The organism is Yoonia vestfoldensis SKA53 (genome assembly GCF_000152785.1).
GTDB lineage: Bacteria > Pseudomonadota > Alphaproteobacteria > Rhodobacterales > Rhodobacteraceae > Yoonia > Yoonia vestfoldensis_A.
In genome coordinates, this window is sequence record NZ_CH672414.1 from 2,506,487 (window position 1) to 2,525,687 (window position 19,201).

A 19,201-nucleotide genomic window follows, 5' to 3' on the forward strand; every position below is an offset into this window, starting at 1 on the left:
ACTGAAAAATGAAGGAGCATCCCGATGGGCCTGCGCATCAACGACACTATCCCCGATCTGACGGTTGAAACCGATCAGGGCACAATCAAGCTGCACGACTGGATCGGAGACAGCTGGGCAATCTTGTTTTCACACCCCAAGGATTTTACGCCGGTCTGCACCACCGAATTTGGCGCAGTGGCGCAATTGGCCGATGAATGGGCCAAGCGCGGCACCAAGGTCATGGGTATCAGCGTCGATGGCGTCGAAGACCACAAGAAATGGAAGACCGACATCGAAACCTTTGCCGGTGCCAAGGCCGGTTTCCCGATTATCGCAGACGAAGACCTGACCGTGGCCAAGGCTTTTGATATGCTGCCCGCTGACGCCTATCTGCCCGATGGGCGGACCCCCGCCGACAGCGCCACGGTGCGCGCCGTGTTCATCATCGGGCCGGACAAAAAGCTGAAACTGTCGATGACCTATCCGATGAATGTCGGGCGCAACTTCGCCGAAGTGCTGCGCGCATTGGATGGCTTGCAGACGGCCACTGGCCGCGGTGTGGCGACGCCTGCCAACTGGACTGTGGGCGATGATGTGATCATCCCTGCCACCGTCAGCAATGACGATGCAAAGGCCAAGTTCGGTGATTTTACCACAGTGTTCCCCTATCTGCGGACGACCAAGTTATAAGTGATCAAGGACCCCGGTGCAGCACCGGGGTCTTTGCGCCTGCGGCGTCAGTACGCATAGCTGACAGCGAAACCTGCAAAGGGAAACACCGGCACATCGGCCAGATCCGCGTTGGTGTCTTGGACAGCGGTCTGCACGGTCGGGGTGGTGTTGCTGGACGATACCTGCAGCGACGACACGATCACGCCGATATCGCCCGACAGCCCCCATCCCGCCCCCATCCCGATACGGAACCCGGTGGTCACCATCGGAGCGACATCATTTTCGAACACCAGCTTGCCGTCATAGGTAACAGCCCCTTCGGTGAATGAACCGCTGACATCGCTGTTGGAAAAGAACAGTCCACCGGACATGCGCCAGGCATTTGCCAGTGGATAATAATCCGCGACAACAGCGACGCCGCCCAGATCGGCGGTGCCGTTTACGCTGGTCCCTTCATAATCGAATGTGTCGTCGATACTGAACCCGCCCATGATCATGCCACGCAGGCCAAGGGTCGGGCGCAGCTGATAGGCCCCTTCCAGCGTATAGCCGAAGCTGGTGACGCCAAGACCGGCTGAAGCGGCGCCCCTGTCCTGTGCGGTGGCGGTTGTTGCCATGGCGCAGACGGCAATGGCGATCAGGTAGCGAAGGATCATCGTAGATTCCCTTTGAATTGAGCAGTTTTGGCGTGTCAGCGACCAATATGACTCAAAACGACTAAGGAATACTTAGCAGGGCGCACGGACAGGGCGCGCCCTGACGATCTGTCCTACAAAAGACAACACCCGACCAATTGGCCGGGTGTTGTGATCGCATCATCAAAATAACGTAGAAGCGTTACTCTTCTGCGGTTTCTTCTTTGGCCAGTTCCTGACCGGTGGCCTGATCGACCATTTTCATCGCCAGACGGACCTTGCCGCGGTCGTCAAAGCCCAGCAGCTTGACCCAGACGTCCTGACCTTCTTTCAACACATCCGACGGATGGTTCAGGCGCTTGTTCTCGATCTGGGACACATGGACCAGACCGTCACGCTTGCCAAAGAAGTTCACGAAAGCGCCGAAATCAACCAGTTTGACCACAGTGCCTTTGTAAACCTTGCCTTCTTCGGGTTCGGCCACGATCGAATAGATCATGTCATAGGCGCGCTTGATCGCCTCGGCATCGTTGGATGCCAGCTTGATCACGCCGTCGTCGTTGATATCGACCTTGGCGCCCGATGTTTCCACGATTTCGCGGATAACCTTGCCGCCAGATCCGATGACTTCACGGATCTTGTCGACGGGGATCTGCATGGTTTCGATCTTGGGGGCGTGAACGCTGAATTCCTGCGCGCCGGTCAGCGCCTTGGACATTTCACCCAGGATATGCAGACGACCTGCCTTGGCCTGTTCCAGTGCTTTTTTCATGATCTCGGGCGTGATGCCTGCGATCTTGATATCCATCTGCAAGGACGTGATGCCGTTCTCGGTACCCGCAACCTTGAAATCCATATCGCCAAGGTGGTCTTCGTCGCCCAGAATATCGGACAGCACGGCATAGGACCCGTCGTCTTCCATCACCAGACCCATCGCCACACCGGCGACAGCGGCCTTCAGCGGCACACCGGCGTCCATCATGGACAGCGAACCACCGCAAACCGACGCCATCGAGGATGACCCGTTGGATTCAGTAATCTCTGACACAATACGGATTGTATAAGGAAAATCGGTCGGCGCAGGCAGAACCGCCTGCAACGCGCGCCATGCCAGCTTGCCATGGCCGATTTCACGACGACCGGGGCCAGAGACGCGGCCAACCTCGCCCACCGAATAGGGGGGGAAGTTATAGTGCAGCATGAAGTTGGATTTATACATGCCGGTCAGCGCGTCGATCATCTGTTCGTCGTCGCCGGTGCCCAGCGTTGTCACGACCAAGCCTTGGGTTTCACCACGGGTGAACAGGGCCGATCCATGGGTGCGCGGCAGAATACCGGTTTCCGACACGATCGGGCGGATCTGATCCAGCGCGCGGCCATCGATGCGGCGGCCATGCTTGACCACGTCACCGCGCAGCACCGCGGATTCCAGTTTCTTGAGCGCGGGGCCAAGGTTGGTATCGGCCCGCTGGTCTTCGGTCAGGGCCGCGATGATATCGGCCTTGGCGGCGGATACGGCACCCGTGCGTTCCTGCTTGTCGGTGATCGCATAAGCGGCGCGCATCTTGTCTTCGCCTGCGGATTTGACGGTGGCGTAAAGCTCCGAATAATCCTCTGGCTGGAAATCGAACGGTTCCTTGGCGCAATCTTCTGCCAGATCGATGATCAGGTCGATGACCGGCTGGATCTGTGCGTGGGCAAACGTGACGGCACCCAGCATTTCTTCTTCGGTCAGCTCATAGGCTTCGGATTCGACCATCATCACGGCGTCTTTGGTGCCGGCGACAACCAGATCAAGCCGCTGTTCGGGCTTGGTGCGCAGGTTGTGCATGTCGTCGATTTCGGGGTTCAGGATGTATTCACCATCCACGAAACCCACGCGGCAGGCACCGATTGGCCCCATGAAGGGCGCACCGGAAATCGTCAGCGCGGCAGAGGCTGCGATCATCGCGATCATATCGGGGTCGTTGACGCCGTCAAAGCTCAGCACGGTACACATCACCAAGACTTCGTTCTTGAAGCCGGGGACGAACAGCGGGCGGATCGGGCGGTCGATCAGGCGGGATGTCAGCGTCTCTTTTTCTGTGGGACGCGCTTCGCGCTTGAAAAAGCCACCTGGCACTTTGCCGGCGGCGTAATATTTTTCTTGGTAATGCACGGTCAGCGGAAAGAAATCCTGCCCCGGCTTTTGTGATTTTGCAAAGGTCACGTTGGCCATGACGCTGGTTTCGCCCAGCGTCGCAATGACCGAACCGTCAGCCTGACGGGCAACCTTGCCTGTTTCGAGTGTAAGCGTCTCTTCGCCCCACTGCATTGATTTTTTTACTTCGTTAAACATCATCATGTCCTAGTCGGGCCGCGGCCCATTTTGCGTAGGGGGCGTATTCCCCCTCATCCCTGTATCTTCTTTGTATCGGCGCTGGGATGCGGGCGCCGGGCTTCTCAAAGATAGGGGGGCCTTAGCCGATATTGGCTTCTTTGGAAAGAGGGGCGAGGGGCAGGGAGCTTTGCCGCACAACGGGGGGGTGGTCATTTCGCCATGGCCAATAAAAAACGCCCACCAGATGGCGGGCGTTTTTCGAATAACCTTGGTGCGATCCGGGTTACCGGCGCAGGCCCAGACGTTCGATCAGGCTCTGGTAACGGGCTTCGTCCTTGGACTTGGTGTAGTCCAGAAGCTTGCGGCGCAAAGCGACCATTTTCAGCAGGCCACGGCGACCGTGGTTGTCTTTCTTGTGGGTCTTGAAATGCTCTGTCAGCGTCGCGATGCGGCTCGACAGGATCGCAACTTGCACTTCGGGCGAACCGGTGTCGCCTTCTTTGGTTGCGAATTCTTTCATGATACGTGTCTTGTTTTCGGCAGTGATCGACATCGGGGTCTCCTTGTCTAAGGGGTGAATGGCGCAGGCCGGGATGTCGTCCAGCAAGGCCCGTGGAGGCGCCGCCCGGACAGAATCCGCGCGGATGGCTGCGCATAAGGGGATTTGGCGCAAAAGAAAAGCATTTTATACGCGCAAGAAGGTGACCTTTGTCAGATCGGGTTCGGCGAAATTGGTCAGTTTCGCGATCAGTGCGCCATCTGCCAGCAACAAAGTGCCATCCTCGGCTTTCTCGGTCGTCAGGACGGGTGGCTCGCCGGTGTGTTCGATCTCGATGATATCTTCGGCAGGATCGTAATCCGTCAGCGTGACATGCATGTCAGGGCGCAGATTGAATGTGTCGGTGCCAGTTCCGCCCGACAACACATCGTCTGGTCCGCCGGACAGGTCATCATCGCCCGCGCCACCATTCAGATAGTCGCGGTCCAGATCATCGCGGTCGATCAGCTGGTCATTGCCCGCACCCCCGAACAGCGTATCGGCCCCCGCCCCCCCAACCAGCAGATCATCCCCCAGATTGCCCATCAGCACATCATCGCCCGTGCCGCCATCAAGCCGGTCATCGCCGTCGCCGCCACCGAGCTGGTCGTTGCCTGCGCCGCCATCCAGCAGGTCGTCGCCGATATGGCCATAAAGGTCGTCGTTCCCGTCGCTACCAGACAGGATATCGCGCCCCCCGCCCCCGCGCAGCACTTCATCGCCCACGCCGCCGTGCAGGGTGTCATTGCCGTCGCCGCCATGCAGATAATCGTTTCCGGCGCCACCAATGATCAGATCGTCACTGCCGCCGGCGAAAACCACCACAGCGTTATCGCTGGCGTCGATCATGTCACTAATCGGAATGATTGGGCTGCTGACCATGTCGGGCTGGTCATCGGACGCCGGTGACGGATCGTCGTCAGCGACATCGTCGTCGCCGAACAGCATCGCCGTCAAGGCGATCCCCACGAGTCCCATGATCACAACCATTGATCCACCTGCCATCCGCCGGGTCCGGTCCGGCCACCCTGAATGTTTAGCACAAGATGTTTTTGGTTTGTTCCGGATTCTGACTCGGTGGTTAATGCACACCAAAGAACGGCAGGAAACTGTCAATCACGGCCTGCGGGTTTTCCTCCATTGCGAAATGGCCCGAAACGCAGGACGCATCTGTCATCTGCTGAACCCATGGCCGCCAGAGCGCTGCGGGATCCCCCGTCTGCGCCGGAAACCCGCCCTTGGCCCACAGGAAATGCAAGGGTGCCGCGATCTTGCGCCCTGCCGCCTTATCGGCCTCATCCAGCGCGCGGTCGAATGTCGCGCCCGCACGGTAATCGGCGCACATCGCGTGCAGATGCGCGGGGTCGGCGGCCTGCGCGCGATAGCTGGCCAGCGCCGCATCGCTGAACACCCCCAGCGATTTGCCCATGGTCCACGCGATCAGCGTCCAGTCGATGTATCCCGCAGGGTCTGCGCCGATCATCCGTTCAGGCAAGGGCGCGGGTTGCGCCAGATAGGTCCAGTGATAGGCTTTCATCGCCAGATCAGCCGACCAATTGGCCCAGAAATCCCCTGTTGGCACAATCTCGATAATGCCCAGCCGGATGATCCGGTCGGGATGGTCCAGCGCAAAGCGATAGGCGACCCGCCCGCCACGGTCATGGCCCAGCACATGCGCACGGTCGATCCCCAGCGCATCCATCAATGCGGCGATATCGGCGGCCATCGTGCGTTTGGAATAGGTCGTGTGGTCCGCGTCATCGGCGGGCGCATCGCTGTCGCCATAGCCGCGCAGGTCGGGGATAATCACGTCGAATTGCGTGGCCAAGGCGGGGGCGACCTTTTCCCAGCAATGGTGGTTCTGCGGATAGCCGTGCAGCAGGATCAGCGGTGTGCCTTGGCCGGCGCGATGCACCGACAGGGTGATGTCGCCGCAAACAACACGGGATGGGGTGAAACCTTGGATCATCGGATGCTCCATTGCAGTGGCTGCTGGTCATAGCTGACGTAGAGAGGGTGGCGCGGATGCCCGTCCTTGGTCAAGCCAAGCGTCAGCAATGGCGTGCCGGTTTGGTCCAACATTTCCGCCACCTGCGCGCCGCGCCCCAGATGCGCGCCATGCGTGCCCCAAGCGGCGATGATCCGGTCGGCCCAAGCCGCCGCCGCGATCAGCGTAGCATCATTGGCAGGGCCAACAGGGTCAGCCGCGCGGCACATCGCCCGTGGATCGGTGTCGCGCCAAGCAAAGATATTTGTCACGCGAAACGCCCCGAACCCCAAGGCGCGGGCGCGGCGTTCGCAGCGTTCGACGGTGGGGTCGTTGTGCAGTTCCGTCGCCTTGGACGGGTTCAGCATAACAAAGGCCAGACGGGGGCCGCTTGCGTCCCAGATACGGGTCAATTCATAGCGGTAAGCCTCGCAATCAGAATAGACGGCGTAAGAGGCTGTCAGGTCGGTGATATGCTGGCGGTGGATCATGCGGGCGTCAGGTAAGGTGGAGTTCAATCCACCCTACGCCACAAAAACCCGCGTCGGGTGTAATTCGCCGCCACGATAGCTGCCGATGGCGATGGCCTTGCCGCCGTGGCTGGCCCAAACTTCTTCGCCATAGTCCACGCCGCTGGCGATCACCGGTGCCGGATTGCCGTTGCGCAGCCGTGCGACGCTTTCCGCAGGGCAGCGGACCTCGACCAGATCGGCCAGCCCCACCTCCAGCGGCAACAGCCGCGCGTCAAGCTCTGGCGTGCGCGCAATCGCGTCCAGCTGGTCCAGCGTGATCCCGTCGGTCGCCTGAAACGGCCCCGACCAGATCCGGCGCAAGGACCGCACATGCGCCTTGCAGCCCAGCACATCGCCCAGATCGCGGGCGATGGACCGGACATAGCCACCCTTGCCGCAGGTCATTTCCAGCACGGCGTGATCGGCGTCAGGCCGGTCGGCCAGCAGCAGTTCCTCGACCCAAAGGGGCCGTGCGGCAAGGTCCATTTCCTCGCCCGCCCGCGCCTTGGCATAAGCGCGTTCGCCATCGACCTTGACGGCGGAAAACTGTGGCGGCACCTGCATGATATCGCCGATGAAGCCCGCGAGCGCCGATTTGATCGCGGCATCGTCGGGGCGGGTATCGCTGGTGGCGATCACTTCGCCTTCGGCGTCGTCGGTATTGGTGGCCTGCCCCAGCCGGATGATGAATTCATAGGCTTTCAGCGCATCGGTGATATAGGGCACGGTCTTTGTCGCCTCGCCCAAGGCGATGGCCAAAACGCCTGTCGCTTCGGGATCAAGCGTGCCTGCATGCCCGGCCTTGTTGGCATCAAACGCCCAGCGCACGCGGTTGACCACCGTGGTCGAGGTAATCCCCGCCGGTTTGTCCACCACCAGCCAGCCTGAAATATCGCGTCCCTTGCGTCTGCGCGCCATGATCTTGCCCTTTGTCAGATTGCGGCTTGCTATGCGCGCGCACCCCGCTGGTCAAGGCGCGGCGGTTCGCGCTATGTCGGGGCGACGCCACAACCGGACCGATCCAATGCACCCAGCCCCTTTACCGCATCCTTTGCTGATCATCGGCTGGCAGGAACGGATCAGCCTGCCCGACCTTGGGCTGATCGATTTCGCGGTCAAGGTGGACACCGGCGCCAAGACAACGGCCCTGCATGCCGAAGAGATCGAGACCTTTCAAAAGCAGGGCGAAAAATGGGTCCGGTTCCGTAGCCCCGACATTCCCGGCACCGCGCCGCGCATCTGTGAATTTGCCGTCTTCACAAAGCGTGATATCACCAATACGAGCGGCACGCCGGAGACGCGGATCGTGATCCGCACCCCGATGATTCTGGCCGGACGCAAGTGGAAGATCGACATATCCCTGACCGACAGGGGCAGCATGCAATTCCCGCTGATCCTTGGGCGGCGGGCCTTGCGTCATAAAAACATCGCCGTTCACGCCCGACATACCTATCTCGTCAGCCCCCTGCCGCAACCTGAAAGCGCCGCAAAATGAAAATCGCCATGCTCGCCCGTAATGCAGAGCTTTATACCCACCGTCGCCTGAAAGAGGCGGCCGAGGCGCGGGGCCACCAGCTCGACATCATCAACACGTTACGCTGCTACATGAACATCGCATCGCGCAGGCCCGAAGTTTACTACAACGGCGAAAAGCTGGTGGGCTATGACGCCGTGATCCCCCGCATCGGGGCGTCGGTCACGTTCTACGGCATGGCCGTGTTGCGCCAGTTTGAAATGCAGGGCGTGTTCCCCGTGAACGAAAGCGTGGGCATCGGCCGGTCACGCGACAAGCTGCGCTCGATGCAATTGCTGGCGCGTGACGGGATCGGGCTGCCGGTCACGACCTTTGCGCATGATCCGCGCCAGACTGATGAGGTGCTGAAACTGGCCGGCGGCGCGCCGGTCGTGATTAAATTGCTCGAAGGCACCCAAGGCATCGGCGTCGTGTTGGCCGATACCGACCGGTCCGCCAAATCCGTGGTCGAGGCGTTTCGCGGCGCAGGCGTCAACATCCTGTTGCAGGAATTCATCAAAGAAGCAGGCGGCACCGATATCCGCGCCATCGTAGTGGGTGGCAAGGTCGTCGCCGCGATGAAACGCACCGGTGCCGAAGGCGAATTCCGGTCCAACCTGCACCGCGGCGGGTCCGCGCAGGTCATCAAACTGTCGCCCGAGGAACGGTCCACCGCGATCCGGTCGGCCAAGGCGATGGGGCTGAACGTCTGCGGGGTCGATATGCTGCGGTCCAACCACGGGCCAGTGGTGATGGAGGTGAATTCCTCCCCCGGTCTGGAAGGCGTGGAAAAAGCGACAGGGCTGGATATCGCCACCAAGATCATCGAATATATCGAAAAGAACGCCAAACCCAACGCGACCAAAACCAAAGGCAAAGGATGACCAAACGCGCGGCCTACCTTATCGCAGGCGAACAGATCGCGGCAGGCACGCGCAAGACAGTCAATATTCCGGTCAGCACCCTGTCGGATTACACGCCCGTCACCCTGTCCGCCCATGTGATCCACGGCCGCAAGGACGGGCCGACCGTGTTCGTCAGCGCAGGCATCCACGGCGACGAGGTCATCGGGGTCGAGATCGTGCGCCGCCTTTTGCGCACCGGCACGTTGAAAAACGTGGCAGGCACGCTGATCGTGGTGCCGATCGTCAACACCTTCGGCTTTCTGAACCATTCGCGCTATCTGCCTGACCGGCGCGACCTGAACCGGTGTTTTCCAGGCTCGCCCAACGGCTCGCTGGGGTCGCGGCTGGCGCATATCTTCATGACCGAGATCGTGGAACGTTGCAGCCTTGGCATCGACCTGCATTCCGCCGCGATCCACCGCACGAACCTGCCGCAGGTGCGAGTGTCGGGCAACAATGCCGAAACCCTGCGCCTTGCGCGTGTGTTCGGCGCGCCGGTGATCCTGACCAGCGCCTTGCGCGACGGCAGCCTGCGGCTGGAGGCCAAACGCCGCGGCGTCAATATCCTGCTATATGAAGCGGGCGAGGGGATGCGTTTTGACGAGATGTCGGTGCGTGCCGGTCTGGCAGGTATCCTGCGTGTATTGAAAGACGTGGGGCTCTTGCCCAAGGCGGGCATCGCGGCCCCCAAGGCGCAGCCTTTGGTCTGTTCCGACAGCCACTGGGTCCGCGCACCCGCAGGCGGGTTGTTGCGGATGTTCAAGGCCGAAGGCGATGTGATCGCAATGGGCGATCTGGTCGCCGCGATCTCCGACCCCTTCGGCGGCGGCGAGGTCGAGGTGCGCACGCCTTATGGCGGCATCATTGTCGGCCGCGCAGTCATGCCCATCGTCCATGAAGGCGATGCGCTGCTGCATGTCGCCGCCGTGAAATCCGCCGGTCAGGCCGAGGCCGCCCTTGGCGATCTGACCGCGCAGCTCGAAGAAGCACCGCTGTTCGACGAGGACGAGATTATCTGATCTTCCTGCGACTTCTTTTTTCCAAAAATACTCCGGGGTGAACCCCGGACGTCGTCCGGGGGAGGGGCAGCGCCCCTGTCTACGCCGCGCTTTCCAGCACTTCCAGAAACGCGTCGCCGAACCTTTCGGCGTGCCGCTCGCCGATCAGGCGGGTCAGGCTGGTGATATCGGCACCCCGCAATTGCGCCACCTTGGCCAGCATGGATGCCGAACAGGTCATCGGTTTGTCCGCGCCATGCGGGCCGCGGATCAGCGCGCTTTGTGCAGCCAGCAGGCGGTCATAGATCAGCCCTTCGTCACGGCCGGCCAGCTTGCGGCGGCTGGGGTGCAGGTTTTCCGCCTCTCCCGCGATCACCTCCAGAAACGCGCGCCCGTAGCTTTCCAGTTTTTTCGCGCCGACCCCGCCGATATGGGCCATGTCATCCAACGTCGCGGGGCGTTTTTCGGCCATGTCGATCAGGGTCTTGTCGTTGAAAATGATATAGGCGGGGACGCCCGCCTGTTCGGCCAGAAACCGGCGTTTCGCCTTGAGCGCGGACAAAAGCGGCGCGTCGTCTTCGCTGACCAGGGTATGCACCTTTGGCCCCGCGCCTTTGGCGGCGGTGATCGTGTCACGGCGCAGCATGATCTGCGCCTCGCCGCGCAGGATCGGGCGGGCGTGATCGGTCATGCGCAAGGCACCGTGCCGGTCGCGGTCGGGGCGCAAAAGGTCATGGCCCATCATCTGCCGGAAAATCGCCTGCCATTGGCGGCGGTCGTAATCGCGGCCCACGCCATAGGTTGGCAGGCTGTCATGGCCGCGCGCCTTGATCTTGTCGGTGGCTTGGCCCAGCAGGATGTCGATCAGATGACCCGCGCCGAAATATTCTTCGGTGCGCAGGGCGGCTGACAACGCCATCCGCACGGGGGTCGTGGCATCGAATACGTCGGCCGGTTTGTCGCAAAGGTCGCAATGGCCGCAAGCATCGCTGGTTTCGCCGAAATACGACAACAGCGTCTGGCGGCGGCAATGCAGCGCCTCGGCCAGACCCAAGAGCGCGTTCAGCCGTCCATGATCTGCGGCGCGGCGGTCGGCAGGGGCCAGCCCTTCGTCGATCTGCTGGCGGCGATAGCGGATGTCGTCGGGGCCAAACAGGGTCAGGGTTTCGGCAGGGGCGCCGTCACGCCCCGCGCGGCCGATTTCCTGATAATAGCTTTCGATCGACTTGGGCAGATCGGCATGGGCGACCCAACGGATATCGGGTTTGTCGATGCCCATGCCAAAGGCGACGGTGGCGCAGACGATCAACCCGTCTTCTTGCTGGAACCGGCGTTCGACGATGCGGCGATCCTCGGCCTCCATCCCGCCGTGGTAATGGCAGGCCAGATGCCCTGCCTCGCGCAGCGCCTGCGCCAGTGTTTCGGTCTTGGCGCGGGTGCCGGTATAGACGATGCCGGATTGTCCCTTGCGCGCGGCGGCAAAGGCCAGGATCTGCTGGCGCGGACTGTCCTTTGCGGCAAAGGCAAGGTGGATATTGGGCCGGTCGAACCCGTGCAGGAATGTCGCAGGCTGTTGGCCTGCGAACAATTTCTGGACAATCTCGGCCTGTGTTTCGGCATCTGCCGTGGCGGTAAAGGCGGCCAGCGGCACATCCAGTGCTTCGCGCAATTCACCGATACGCAGGTAATCGGGGCGGAAATCATGGCCCCATTGACTGACGCAATGCGCCTCGTCCACGGCGATCAGGCTGACACCGGCGCGCTGCAGCATCTGCACGGTGCCACCGGCGGACAAACGTTCGGGCGCCATGTACAGAAGTTTCAGCGTGCCGGAGTCCAAAGCGGACCACACCGCCTCTGTCTCTTCCTCGGTATTGCCCGATGTCAGCGCACCTGCGACAACGCCCGCCTGCTGCAACCCGCGCACCTGATCACGCATCAGGGCGATCAGCGGGGAAATCACCACTGTCACGCCCTGCCGCATCAGCGCAGGCAGCTGGAAACACAAGGATTTCCCGCCACCCGTGGGCATGATCGCCAGCGTATTACGCCCCGCGGCGACAGCCTCGACGATCTCTTGCTGGCCGGGCCGGAAGGCGTCAAAGCCAAAGACATCGCGCAAAAGCGTGGCTGCGGGCATAGGGGGACCTGTATCTGGATTTTCTTGATTGCCGGTGACAATCCCACAACCGGAATCTGTGAACAACCCGTACTGGCACGAAAATGCAAAAGGCCGCCTTTGCGCGCATAGACCGCGAGGCGCGATGCCGGTCCTGCAAATCTGCAAGCCATCCAGCGCCATGATCTGCCGTGATCTTTGACGGGTCACGCGGGTGTGACCAGATCTGTTGATATTGCGCTGCTGTCGCCGATGACTGCGTTGTCAACGACGGTGGCACGGCTTAATCCTGTGCGCGAAGGAGCATCCACATGGGCGAAATCATTCTGGTCCGGCACGGTCAGGCCAATTCCAGCGCGCGCGACGAAGACGGCTATGACCGCCTGTCGGATCTTGGCCATCAGCAGGCCGCATGGCTGGGCGATTACATGCGTGACCGCGAACGGCCTTTTGACAAGGTGATCAGCGGCAGCCTGCGCAGGCACCGCGAAACGGCGGCGGGGCTGGGTTATGCCGATCCAGTGATCGACCCGCGCCTGAACGAGATGGATTATTTCAACCTTGGCCGCGCCTTGCAGGATGTGCATGGCGTGCCGTTTCCGGGGCCTGACGACTTTGCGGCCCATGTGCCGCAGGTCATGCAGGCGTGGCACCGGGCCGAGATTATGGGCGTGGAAACCTTCGCTTCTTTTGAATCCCGCGTCACTGGCGTGTTGCAAGAGGCCGCACAACCCGGTGTTCGCGTGCTGTGCGTGACATCGGGCGGCGTGATCGGGATGATCATCCGCCACCTGCTCGACCTTGATCCGACGCGGATGGCGCATATCCTGCTGCCGATCCTGAATTCCTCGGTCCATCGCATCCATGTGATCCCGCAAGGGCCGATCCTGGCCAGTTTCAACGCGGTGCCGCATCTGGATACCGATGACCGCGCCCATGCGCTGACCCATTTCTGAAAGGCCCCATAGATGTCCATCCACCTTTGGGTACGCGCCGAAAGCCGCCCACATGAAGAACGCACCGGCCTGACGCCACAAGGGGCCGCGCGCCTGATCGCCGCCGGTTTTCGCGTGACGGTCGAGGACAGCCGCCAACGGATTATCCCTATCGCCGATTATGCCGCCGCAGGCTGTGCCACAGCACCCGAATTCGGCTGGCCCGATGCGCCCGAGGGTGCGGTGATCTTTGGGCTGAAAGAACTGCCCGACGACGGCACCCCGCTGCGGCATCGCCACATCATGTTCGGTCATGCGTACAAGGGGCAACCGGCGGGGCAGGTGCTTTTGGGCCGGTTCCGCGCCGGTGGCGGCAGGCTGCTTGATCTGGAATATCTGATGGATGATGACGGGCGGCGCGTTGCGGCCTTTGGCTATTGGGCGGGCTATGCGGGGGCGGCTGTCGCGTTGCTGTGCTGGATGGCGCAGCAACGCGGGCAGGTGGCAGGACCGGTGCGCGCCTATCCCTCTGCCGCGCATCTGCTGGGGGATTTGCAGTCAGGTCTGGTGGCGCTTGGCACCAAACGGCCCACCGCATTGATCATCGGAGCGCTGGGCCGTGTGGGCGCGGGGGCTGCCGATCTTTGCGGCGCTATGGGCGTGCCGGTCACGAAATGGGATATGGCTGAAACCGCGCATGGTGGCCCTTTCCCGCAAGTACTGGCGCATGATATTTTTCTGAACTGCATCCTTGCGCGCCCCGGCACGCCGGTCTTTGTCCCCTCCAGCGCCAAGGTAGCCGCGCGCCGCCTGACCGTGATCGGGGATATCGCCTGTGACCCCGACAGCGATTTTTCCCCGATTAAGGTCTATGACCGCACAACGACATGGGACGCCCCCGCCCTGCGCGTGCATGACGCGCCGGTGCTGGACGTGACCGCCATCGACAACCTGCCCAGCATGATGCCAACCGAGAGCAGCGAAGATTTCGCCGCACAACTGCTGCCGCATCTGGCAACGCTCGACCGGATGGACAGTGGCGTCTGGGCTGGCGCGCAGGCCTGGTTTGACCGCGCGATGGATCAGACGGGGCGGTAAAGCTCGCCCTCGACCGCGCTGCTGTCGATGCCCAAAGCTTCTAGCCCGCTTTCCAGATGGTCGGCCAGATGCGGCGATCTTTTGAGGTAACGGGCAGTTGGTGTGGTGGCCTCGGCCATTGCGGTGCGCACCGCCTCGGCCAGATCCTCGGGGTCGAACGTGCCACGCCCGATCCAGAACAGGGCAACAAGACCGGCCTGTTCATCTTCGTTCAGGCGATCGACGAAACCGTCAAATTCATTTTCCGCGCGGTCAAGTTCGCGTGCGAGGATGATAACCTCGGCCACCTTGTCTGCTGAAATGGGTAACATCTGCGGCCCTCCTGTGGTACGACCTTGCGCGATGATACCACAGGCGGCCTTGATCTGGCGCAACAGTTGCGCCGGTCACTTTGCGCCGAACAGCCGATAATAGATCCAGTCAGGCAGAAACTGCGACCCGCGGAACACCCAAGAAAACACCAAGGGAAAGCTTTTCTTGAAAGCATCGGTGTTCATATGTTCGAACACCTCTTTCGCGGCATCCTGCGGCGACATGATGAAGGGCATGTTGAAATCGTTCTTTTCGGTCAGGCGCGTCTTGATAAAACCGGGGTTGATCAGCTGCACATTGACGCCGGTATGGCGCAGATCGGCCTGCATCGATTCCGCCAGCGCCATCATCCCCGCCTTGGACGAACAATAGCCGATGGCACCGGGCAGGCCACGGAAACCCGACAGCGAGCCGACCAGCACGATATGGCCCGCATCACGCGCGACCATATCCTTGATCACCGATCCCACAACACGCGACGCGCCAAGGAAATTGACCTCGCCCATCATGTCGGCTTTTTCGTTGTCCCAGTCCTGTGCCTTCATCGGCCAATAGACGCCCGCCAGATAAACCACACCGTCGATCTGCCCGACCTCTGCGGCGGCAGCCTCGACCGACGCACGATCAGCGACATCGAGGGTGATGTAAGATGCCTTGCCCGGCAAATCCTCGACCAGATCTTTCAGGCGGTCCTCGGTCCGGGCGGACACGACCAAATCTGCCCCGGCACGGCTAAGGCAAAAGGCGACTTCACGCCCCAGCCCTTCGCTGGCGCCTACGATCCAATAGCGTTTTCCTTGCCATTCGGTCACTTCATTCCCCTGCGTAGGCCTGATCGCGCGGTCGCATCGTGGCGACAAGCTCTGCCACCTTGATCCCGAACTTGCGGAACTGGCTGCGATTCATGATCGACCCGTTCGATGTCAGATACATCCAGTCTGTAACATCAAGCGCATGCCCGCCAGCTTCCTTGGCCAGTTTTATGCGGTAATTCAGCACAACGGCGGAACCTTGCTGCTTTCCGGTACCGGCACCGACGACATCGGGGGCCTCGGCCTTGATCGTGCCGTCATTCGACAGGGTCAGGGTCCAGCAGCGATCCTGCTGCAACCCGCTGTCATAGTGAAATTTCTCGACCATCGTGCCGACGTTGCCGTTCCATGTCGCGTGGAAATCCGCCACGAAACGTGACGATACCTTGCCAGTGGGGCCAAAAATCACGCCTTCGCAGACAATGGGGCCGTTGAACCGTTCTCGAATGTCGAACATCGGGCCTGCGACGTAGTCATCAGGCTTTTGCGCAAGGAACGATGCATAGCGGGTCTTGGCATAGACGGCTCCTGCCATCAGGGCCGCACCCAAAACGCTGTAAATCACAAACGACATCGGTCATTCCTCAAGCTTTGTGGCGACCAGCAAGCCGATGGCCAACAATTTCAATAGCGACGGCACCACTGCGTACAGCACCGTCAGGGTCGTTAATGCCGTGTCCGGCAAATCGGTCGCACCTGCGGTGAAACCGGATCGTTCCAGCATGGGCAGCAAGACAACTGCCGCAAAGGCCAGCGTGAACTTGTTGACCAAGGACCAAAGCCCGAACCCCTGCCCACCGGTCGGCGAAATCGCGGCCATGCGTTTGGCGAACATCGCGGGCATCAAGGTCAGGTCTGCCCCGATCGTTGCTCCACTTAATACGCAGATGATCGCAAACGGGATCACATCGCCGGTGGATAAAGTCAGCGTATAGCCAAACGACGCAACGGCGAGCGTCATGGCCGCAAGCAAAACCCGCTTTTCCCCGAACCGGCGCGCGAGCGCGGACCAGAGCGGTGACGACAACGCCGCCGTCAGAAAGAACAGCACCAAGAGCGCGCCTTCCCAACCGGGCGCGCCCAGCCTGCTTTCGACGTAGAACAGGAACAGGGTCGATGACACCGCCAGCGGCGTGGCATTGACCAGCGCCAGGATCAGCAACCGGCGCGCGATCGGGTCGGCGATGATGTCCCGGATATGGGACGGTTCCTGTGCCACGCGGCCTTTCCATTCGGGCCACATGAAATAGGCGGCGACCAGCGCGACCACAGCAAAGCCGATGGCGAAAACCGCAAACGGGTAAGCCACCACACCGATCAGCACCGTGGGGATGACAGCGGCAATGCAGACGCCCAGCAAGGCCCCGCTTTCGCGCCATGCGGCCAGCCGGACGTGGCCGCCCTCGGCAGTGCCGGCCTTGCTGATCCCTTGGGCGTAAAAATTGATCGTCAGGAAACTGAACGCGGTGAACAGCCCCGTGATCGTCAGGCCGAACCACCAGATCGGCGCAATCGGCGGGGCCACGGCGAACAGCCCGATCATCGCCAGCGCCAGCGCAATAGCCGTCAGCGTGATTGCCAGTTTCTTGAACCGCGTCAGCCGTTCGCTGATCCAGCCCAGCACGGGGTCTTGCACCACATCGAACAGGCGCAGCCCGAACAGCACCGCACCCAATGCTGTCAGGCTGACGCCATAGGTGTCGGCATAGTATTTCGGCGCATAGATATAGATCGGCAGACCGGCCCCCGACAGCACGGCGGCGAACAGGCTGAAGGCAGGCAGCCTGTCGGTCAGGGCTTTCACCGGCTGACCTCGTCACGTGGCGGGGCGGGTTGCGACCGGAACGTCGCCCCTTTCCACCACAGCTTGACCGCCTGCCAATGGATCAGCGCCAGCACACGGCGCGACCCGAAGGGGCGGCGCAGCACCGCGCGGATGATGCTGGCATTGCTGATCGGACGGCGCGCGCCGATCAGCGTGGCGATCAGCCCGCCATTGCCACGGGTATAGTCGATCCAGACGCCAATGCTGTCAGGCTGGATATCAAAGCGGAACACATAACCACCTTCTAACGGCTGGAAAGGGGAAACATGCATTACTTTTTGGGCGGCGAGCGTTTCCGATTTCGTGATCGCACGCCCGTCATCGTGGCGGCACAGATAGGAATGGCGGTCGCCGAATGTATTGCTGACCTCGGCAATGATCGTGGTCAGGGCATCGTCATCATAGCACAGCCAGAACGACACCGGATTGAACACATGGCCCAGCACGCGCGGCTGCGCCAGCAGCATGATCCTGTCGGGCTGTGGCACGTCATGGGCGGCCAGCACATCGCGGACCCATGCCGCACCGCGCCCTTGTTTGGGTGGCCCGCCATGGTCGGCGTCATGCAGTGACATCAGGTTGCCCGCGTTGCGCGCAAACAGCGCGGGCGCATCGGGCGCAGTTTCCGTGTCCAGCAGCACATAGTCGATGGAATAGCGGAATGCGTTTTTCGTCGCACCCCGCCGCCCGTGATAGGTTTCCCCCGCGATATGGTCGACCCGCGGGGTCACTCTGCCGCCATCGCCATGCGGTCGGGCGCATTCAGCCCTTCGACCACATCGAGCGCGCTGGACAGCCCGTCCTCGTGGAAACCGTTCTTCATCCATGCGCCGCAAAACCATGTCCGGTTCGTACCGTTCATCGCTGCGGCGGTTTTCTGCGCAGCCAGGGCGGCCAGATCATAGACCGGATGATGCAAGGTCACTTCGTCCCAGATCAAATCCTCGCGGATCGGGCGACGGCTGTTCAGGGTGACCATCATCTCATCGGCCTTCAGCCACGGCTGGAGCGAGTTCATCCAATAGGTCAGGTCGATTTCGCCGCCCTGCTGGCCTGTCGCCTCGGTATAGATCCACGACGACCAGACCTGCCTGCGCTTGGGCATGATGGATGTGTCCGAATGCAGCACGATGCTGTTGGGCTGATAGCGCACAGCGCCCAACGTGTCGCGTTCGACGGGCGATGCATCCGACAGCATGGCAAGGCTCTGGTCGGAATGGCTGGCGAAAACCACCTCGTCAAAACGTTCCCAATCGCCGCCCTTGGCCTTGACCTCGACCCAGCCGGGCATGCGGCGGACCGCATCGACAGGCGCGCCCAGCCGCAGATCGACATCGCGGCGTGCCAGATCGGCGGCAAGGCGGGTGACATAGGCCTGCGAACCGCCATCGACGGTGTACCATTGATGCTGGCCCGTCGCGCCCAGCAGCGCATGATTGTCAAAAAAGGTCATCATCGCATGGGCGGGAAAATCAAGGATCTTTTCCTTGGGCGTGGACCAGATCGCGCCGGAAAACGGCAACAGGTAATGGTCGCGGAAATAATCCGACAGGCGCAGTTTTTTCAGAAGCCCGCCGATGGTCAGGGTCGGGTCCTGACTGGCGGCCAGCCCGTGTTTGTTGAAGTGCAAAATATCGCGGACCATGCGCAGGAAACGGGGGTTGGCGGCATTCTTGCGCTGGGCGAACAGCGCATCCAGACTGGCAAGGCCATATTCCAGCCGGCCACCACCGAATGACGCACCAAAGCTCATGTTGCTTTTGACGACCGGCACATCAAGCTGATCGAACAACGCCGTCAATCGCGGATAATTGGCATAGTTGAACACGATGAATCCGGTATCAACCTGCTGGTCGCGGTTCGGGCCTGCCATGCGTGTGCGGGCATGGCCACCCAGCCGGTTTTCAGCCTCGAACACCACGACCCGGTGATCCTTGGCCAAGGCATGCGCCGCACCCATCCCCGAAATCCCCGCACCGATCACCGCAATCTTGATGGGCGCGGCCGTCCCTGTCTCTACCAGCATATTGTCTCCGTC

General features: G+C 61.4%; 20 protein-coding genes. 6 read left to right on the forward strand and 14 right to left on the reverse strand.

The window, feature by feature from the left end:
• The first annotated feature begins 24 nt into the window (after positions 1–24).
• Positions 25–672, forward strand: a complete 648-nt coding sequence (locus SKA53_RS12155) for a peroxiredoxin (protein WP_007206451.1) — start codon at positions 25–27, stop codon at positions 670–672.
• 47 nt (positions 673–719) lie between these two features.
• Here the strand turns inward: SKA53_RS12155 and SKA53_RS12160 are convergent, their stop codons facing one another.
• From SKA53_RS12160 to truB, 7 genes are all read right to left on the reverse strand, one after another.
• Positions 720–1,310, reverse strand: coding sequence for a hypothetical protein (locus tag SKA53_RS12160; protein ID WP_007206452.1), 591 nt, complete (start codon positions 1,308–1,310; stop codon positions 720–722).
• 181 nt (positions 1,311–1,491) lie between these two features.
• Positions 1,492–3,627, reverse strand: a complete 2,136-nt coding sequence (gene pnp, locus SKA53_RS12165) for a polyribonucleotide nucleotidyltransferase (protein WP_040483293.1) — start codon at positions 3,625–3,627, stop codon at positions 1,492–1,494.
• A 265-nt stretch (positions 3,628–3,892) separates the two neighbouring features.
• The gene (rpsO, locus tag SKA53_RS12170; RefSeq protein ID WP_007206454.1) at positions 3,893–4,162 is read right to left on the reverse strand and encodes a 30S ribosomal protein S15; all 270 of its coding nucleotides are present in this window, start codon (positions 4,160–4,162) and stop codon (positions 3,893–3,895) included.
• Between the two features lie 132 nt (positions 4,163–4,294).
• Positions 4,295–5,137 (reverse strand): calcium-binding protein, encoded by an 843-nt coding sequence (locus SKA53_RS12175; RefSeq protein ID WP_242601264.1) that lies wholly within the window; start codon positions 5,135–5,137, stop codon positions 4,295–4,297.
• A gap of 91 nt (positions 5,138–5,228) precedes the next feature.
• On the reverse strand, positions 5,229–6,116 hold the full coding sequence (locus tag SKA53_RS12180) for an alpha/beta fold hydrolase (protein WP_040482970.1): 888 nt from the start codon (positions 6,114–6,116) through the stop codon (positions 5,229–5,231).
• On the reverse strand, positions 6,113–6,625 hold the full coding sequence (locus SKA53_RS12185; RefSeq protein ID WP_007206457.1) for a DUF1643 domain-containing protein: 513 nt from the start codon (positions 6,623–6,625) through the stop codon (positions 6,113–6,115). The genes SKA53_RS12180 and SKA53_RS12185 overlap by 4 nt, the downstream gene beginning before the upstream one ends.
• A gap of 33 nt (positions 6,626–6,658) precedes the next feature.
• On the reverse strand, positions 6,659–7,564 hold the full coding sequence (truB, locus tag SKA53_RS12190) for a tRNA pseudouridine(55) synthase TruB (RefSeq protein WP_007206458.1): 906 nt from the start codon (positions 7,562–7,564) through the stop codon (positions 6,659–6,661).
• A 106-nt stretch (positions 7,565–7,670) separates the two neighbouring features.
• Here truB and SKA53_RS12195 point away from each other — a divergent pair, with 106 nt between their 5' ends.
• The 3 genes from SKA53_RS12195 to SKA53_RS12205 are packed head-to-tail and all read left to right on the forward strand — an operon-like array spanning position 7,671 to position 10,083.
• Positions 7,671–8,141 (forward strand): ATP-dependent zinc protease family protein, encoded by a 471-nt coding sequence (locus SKA53_RS12195; protein WP_040483295.1) that lies wholly within the window; start codon positions 7,671–7,673, stop codon positions 8,139–8,141.
• On the forward strand, positions 8,138–9,043 hold the full coding sequence (gene rimK, locus SKA53_RS12200; RefSeq protein WP_007206460.1) for a 30S ribosomal protein S6--L-glutamate ligase: 906 nt from the start codon (positions 8,138–8,140) through the stop codon (positions 9,041–9,043). The genes SKA53_RS12195 and rimK overlap by 4 nt, the downstream gene beginning before the upstream one ends.
• Positions 9,040–10,083: a succinylglutamate desuccinylase/aspartoacylase family protein gene (locus tag SKA53_RS12205; protein WP_007206461.1), complete on the forward strand. Its 1,044-nt coding sequence runs from the start codon at positions 9,040–9,042 to the stop codon at positions 10,081–10,083. Before rimK ends, SKA53_RS12205 begins: the two co-directional genes overlap by 4 nt.
• A gap of 79 nt (positions 10,084–10,162) precedes the next feature.
• On the opposite strand, the gene recQ is transcribed toward SKA53_RS12205, so the two are convergent.
• A complete protein-coding gene (gene recQ, locus SKA53_RS12210) occupies positions 10,163–12,202 on the reverse strand; it encodes a DNA helicase RecQ (protein ID WP_007206462.1) in 2,040 nt (679 codons plus the stop codon).
• Positions 12,203–12,492: 290 nt separating this feature from the next.
• Here recQ and SKA53_RS12215 point away from each other — a divergent pair, with 290 nt between their 5' ends.
• On the forward strand, positions 12,493–13,137 hold the full coding sequence (locus SKA53_RS12215) for a histidine phosphatase family protein (RefSeq protein WP_007206463.1): 645 nt from the start codon (positions 12,493–12,495) through the stop codon (positions 13,135–13,137).
• 12 nt (positions 13,138–13,149) lie between these two features.
• Positions 13,150–14,214, forward strand: a complete 1,065-nt coding sequence (locus SKA53_RS12220) for a saccharopine dehydrogenase (protein ID WP_007206464.1) — start codon at positions 13,150–13,152, stop codon at positions 14,212–14,214.
• Here SKA53_RS12220 and SKA53_RS12225 read toward each other — a convergent pair.
• The 6 genes from SKA53_RS12225 to SKA53_RS12250 all read right to left on the reverse strand — a co-directional run bounded on the left by SKA53_RS12225 (position 14,199) and on the right by SKA53_RS12250 (position 19,189).
• Positions 14,199–14,525 (reverse strand): DUF3775 domain-containing protein, encoded by a 327-nt coding sequence (locus SKA53_RS12225; protein WP_040483296.1) that lies wholly within the window; start codon positions 14,523–14,525, stop codon positions 14,199–14,201. The two genes, SKA53_RS12220 and SKA53_RS12225, sit on opposite strands and share 16 nt — an antisense overlap.
• A 75-nt stretch (positions 14,526–14,600) precedes the next feature.
• Positions 14,601–15,338: an SDR family NAD(P)-dependent oxidoreductase gene (locus tag SKA53_RS12230; RefSeq protein WP_007206466.1), complete on the reverse strand. Its 738-nt coding sequence runs from the start codon at positions 15,336–15,338 to the stop codon at positions 14,601–14,603.
• Position 15,339: 1 nt separating this feature from the next.
• Entirely contained in the window at positions 15,340–15,912 is a 573-nt protein-coding gene (locus SKA53_RS12235; RefSeq protein ID WP_007206467.1) for a DUF3833 family protein, read from the reverse strand.
• 3 nt (positions 15,913–15,915) lie between these two features.
• Entirely contained in the window at positions 15,916–17,142 is a 1,227-nt protein-coding gene (locus SKA53_RS12240; protein ID WP_007206468.1) for an MFS transporter, read from the reverse strand.
• Positions 17,139–17,894 (reverse strand): DUF1365 domain-containing protein, encoded by a 756-nt coding sequence (locus SKA53_RS12245; protein ID WP_007206469.1) that lies wholly within the window; start codon positions 17,892–17,894, stop codon positions 17,139–17,141. The genes SKA53_RS12240 and SKA53_RS12245 overlap by 4 nt, the downstream gene beginning before the upstream one ends.
• Positions 17,891–19,189 carry an NAD(P)/FAD-dependent oxidoreductase gene (locus SKA53_RS12250; RefSeq protein ID WP_007206470.1) on the reverse strand — a complete coding sequence of 433 codons (1,299 nt, stop codon included), beginning with the start codon at positions 19,187–19,189 and terminating at the stop codon, positions 17,891–17,893. The genes SKA53_RS12245 and SKA53_RS12250 overlap by 4 nt, the downstream gene beginning before the upstream one ends.
• Between the last annotated feature and the right edge of the window lie 12 nt (positions 19,190–19,201).

What these genes read in the sequence shown, in the direction of transcription:
- truB (WP_007206458.1), bottom strand. Translation starts at nt 7,564, where the DNA reads ATGGCGCGCAGACGCAAGGGACGCGATATTTCAGGCTGGCTGGTGGTG.
- SKA53_RS12180 (WP_040482970.1), bottom strand. Translation starts at nt 6,116, where the DNA reads ATGATCCAAGGTTTCACCCCATCCCGTGTTGTTTGCGGCGACATCACC.
- SKA53_RS12225 (WP_040483296.1), bottom strand. Translation starts at nt 14,525, where the DNA reads ATGTTACCCATTTCAGCAGACAAGGTGGCCGAGGTTATCATCCTCGCA.
- SKA53_RS12205 (WP_007206461.1), top strand. Translation starts at nt 9,040, where the DNA reads ATGACCAAACGCGCGGCCTACCTTATCGCAGGCGAACAGATCGCGGCA.
- SKA53_RS12215 (WP_007206463.1), top strand. Translation starts at nt 12,493, where the DNA reads ATGGGCGAAATCATTCTGGTCCGGCACGGTCAGGCCAATTCCAGCGCG.
- SKA53_RS12160 (WP_007206452.1), bottom strand. Translation starts at nt 1,310, where the DNA reads ATGATCCTTCGCTACCTGATCGCCATTGCCGTCTGCGCCATGGCAACA.
- pnp (WP_040483293.1), bottom strand. Translation starts at nt 3,627, where the DNA reads ATGTTTAACGAAGTAAAAAAATCAATGCAGTGGGGCGAAGAGACGCTT.
- SKA53_RS12250 (WP_007206470.1), bottom strand. Translation starts at nt 19,189, where the DNA reads ATGCTGGTAGAGACAGGGACGGCCGCGCCCATCAAGATTGCGGTGATC.
- rpsO (WP_007206454.1), bottom strand. Translation starts at nt 4,162, where the DNA reads ATGTCGATCACTGCCGAAAACAAGACACGTATCATGAAAGAATTCGCA.
- SKA53_RS12220 (WP_007206464.1), top strand. Translation starts at nt 13,150, where the DNA reads ATGTCCATCCACCTTTGGGTACGCGCCGAAAGCCGCCCACATGAAGAA.
- recQ (WP_007206462.1), bottom strand. Translation starts at nt 12,202, where the DNA reads ATGCCCGCAGCCACGCTTTTGCGCGATGTCTTTGGCTTTGACGCCTTC.
- rimK (WP_007206460.1), top strand. Translation starts at nt 8,138, where the DNA reads ATGAAAATCGCCATGCTCGCCCGTAATGCAGAGCTTTATACCCACCGT.
- SKA53_RS12175 (WP_242601264.1), bottom strand. Translation starts at nt 5,137, where the DNA reads ATGGTTGTGATCATGGGACTCGTGGGGATCGCCTTGACGGCGATGCTG.
- SKA53_RS12155 (WP_007206451.1), top strand. Translation starts at nt 25, where the DNA reads ATGGGCCTGCGCATCAACGACACTATCCCCGATCTGACGGTTGAAACC.
- SKA53_RS12235 (WP_007206467.1), bottom strand. Translation starts at nt 15,912, where the DNA reads ATGTCGTTTGTGATTTACAGCGTTTTGGGTGCGGCCCTGATGGCAGGA.
- SKA53_RS12195 (WP_040483295.1), top strand. Translation starts at nt 7,671, where the DNA reads ATGCACCCAGCCCCTTTACCGCATCCTTTGCTGATCATCGGCTGGCAG.
- SKA53_RS12185 (WP_007206457.1), bottom strand. Translation starts at nt 6,625, where the DNA reads ATGATCCACCGCCAGCATATCACCGACCTGACAGCCTCTTACGCCGTC.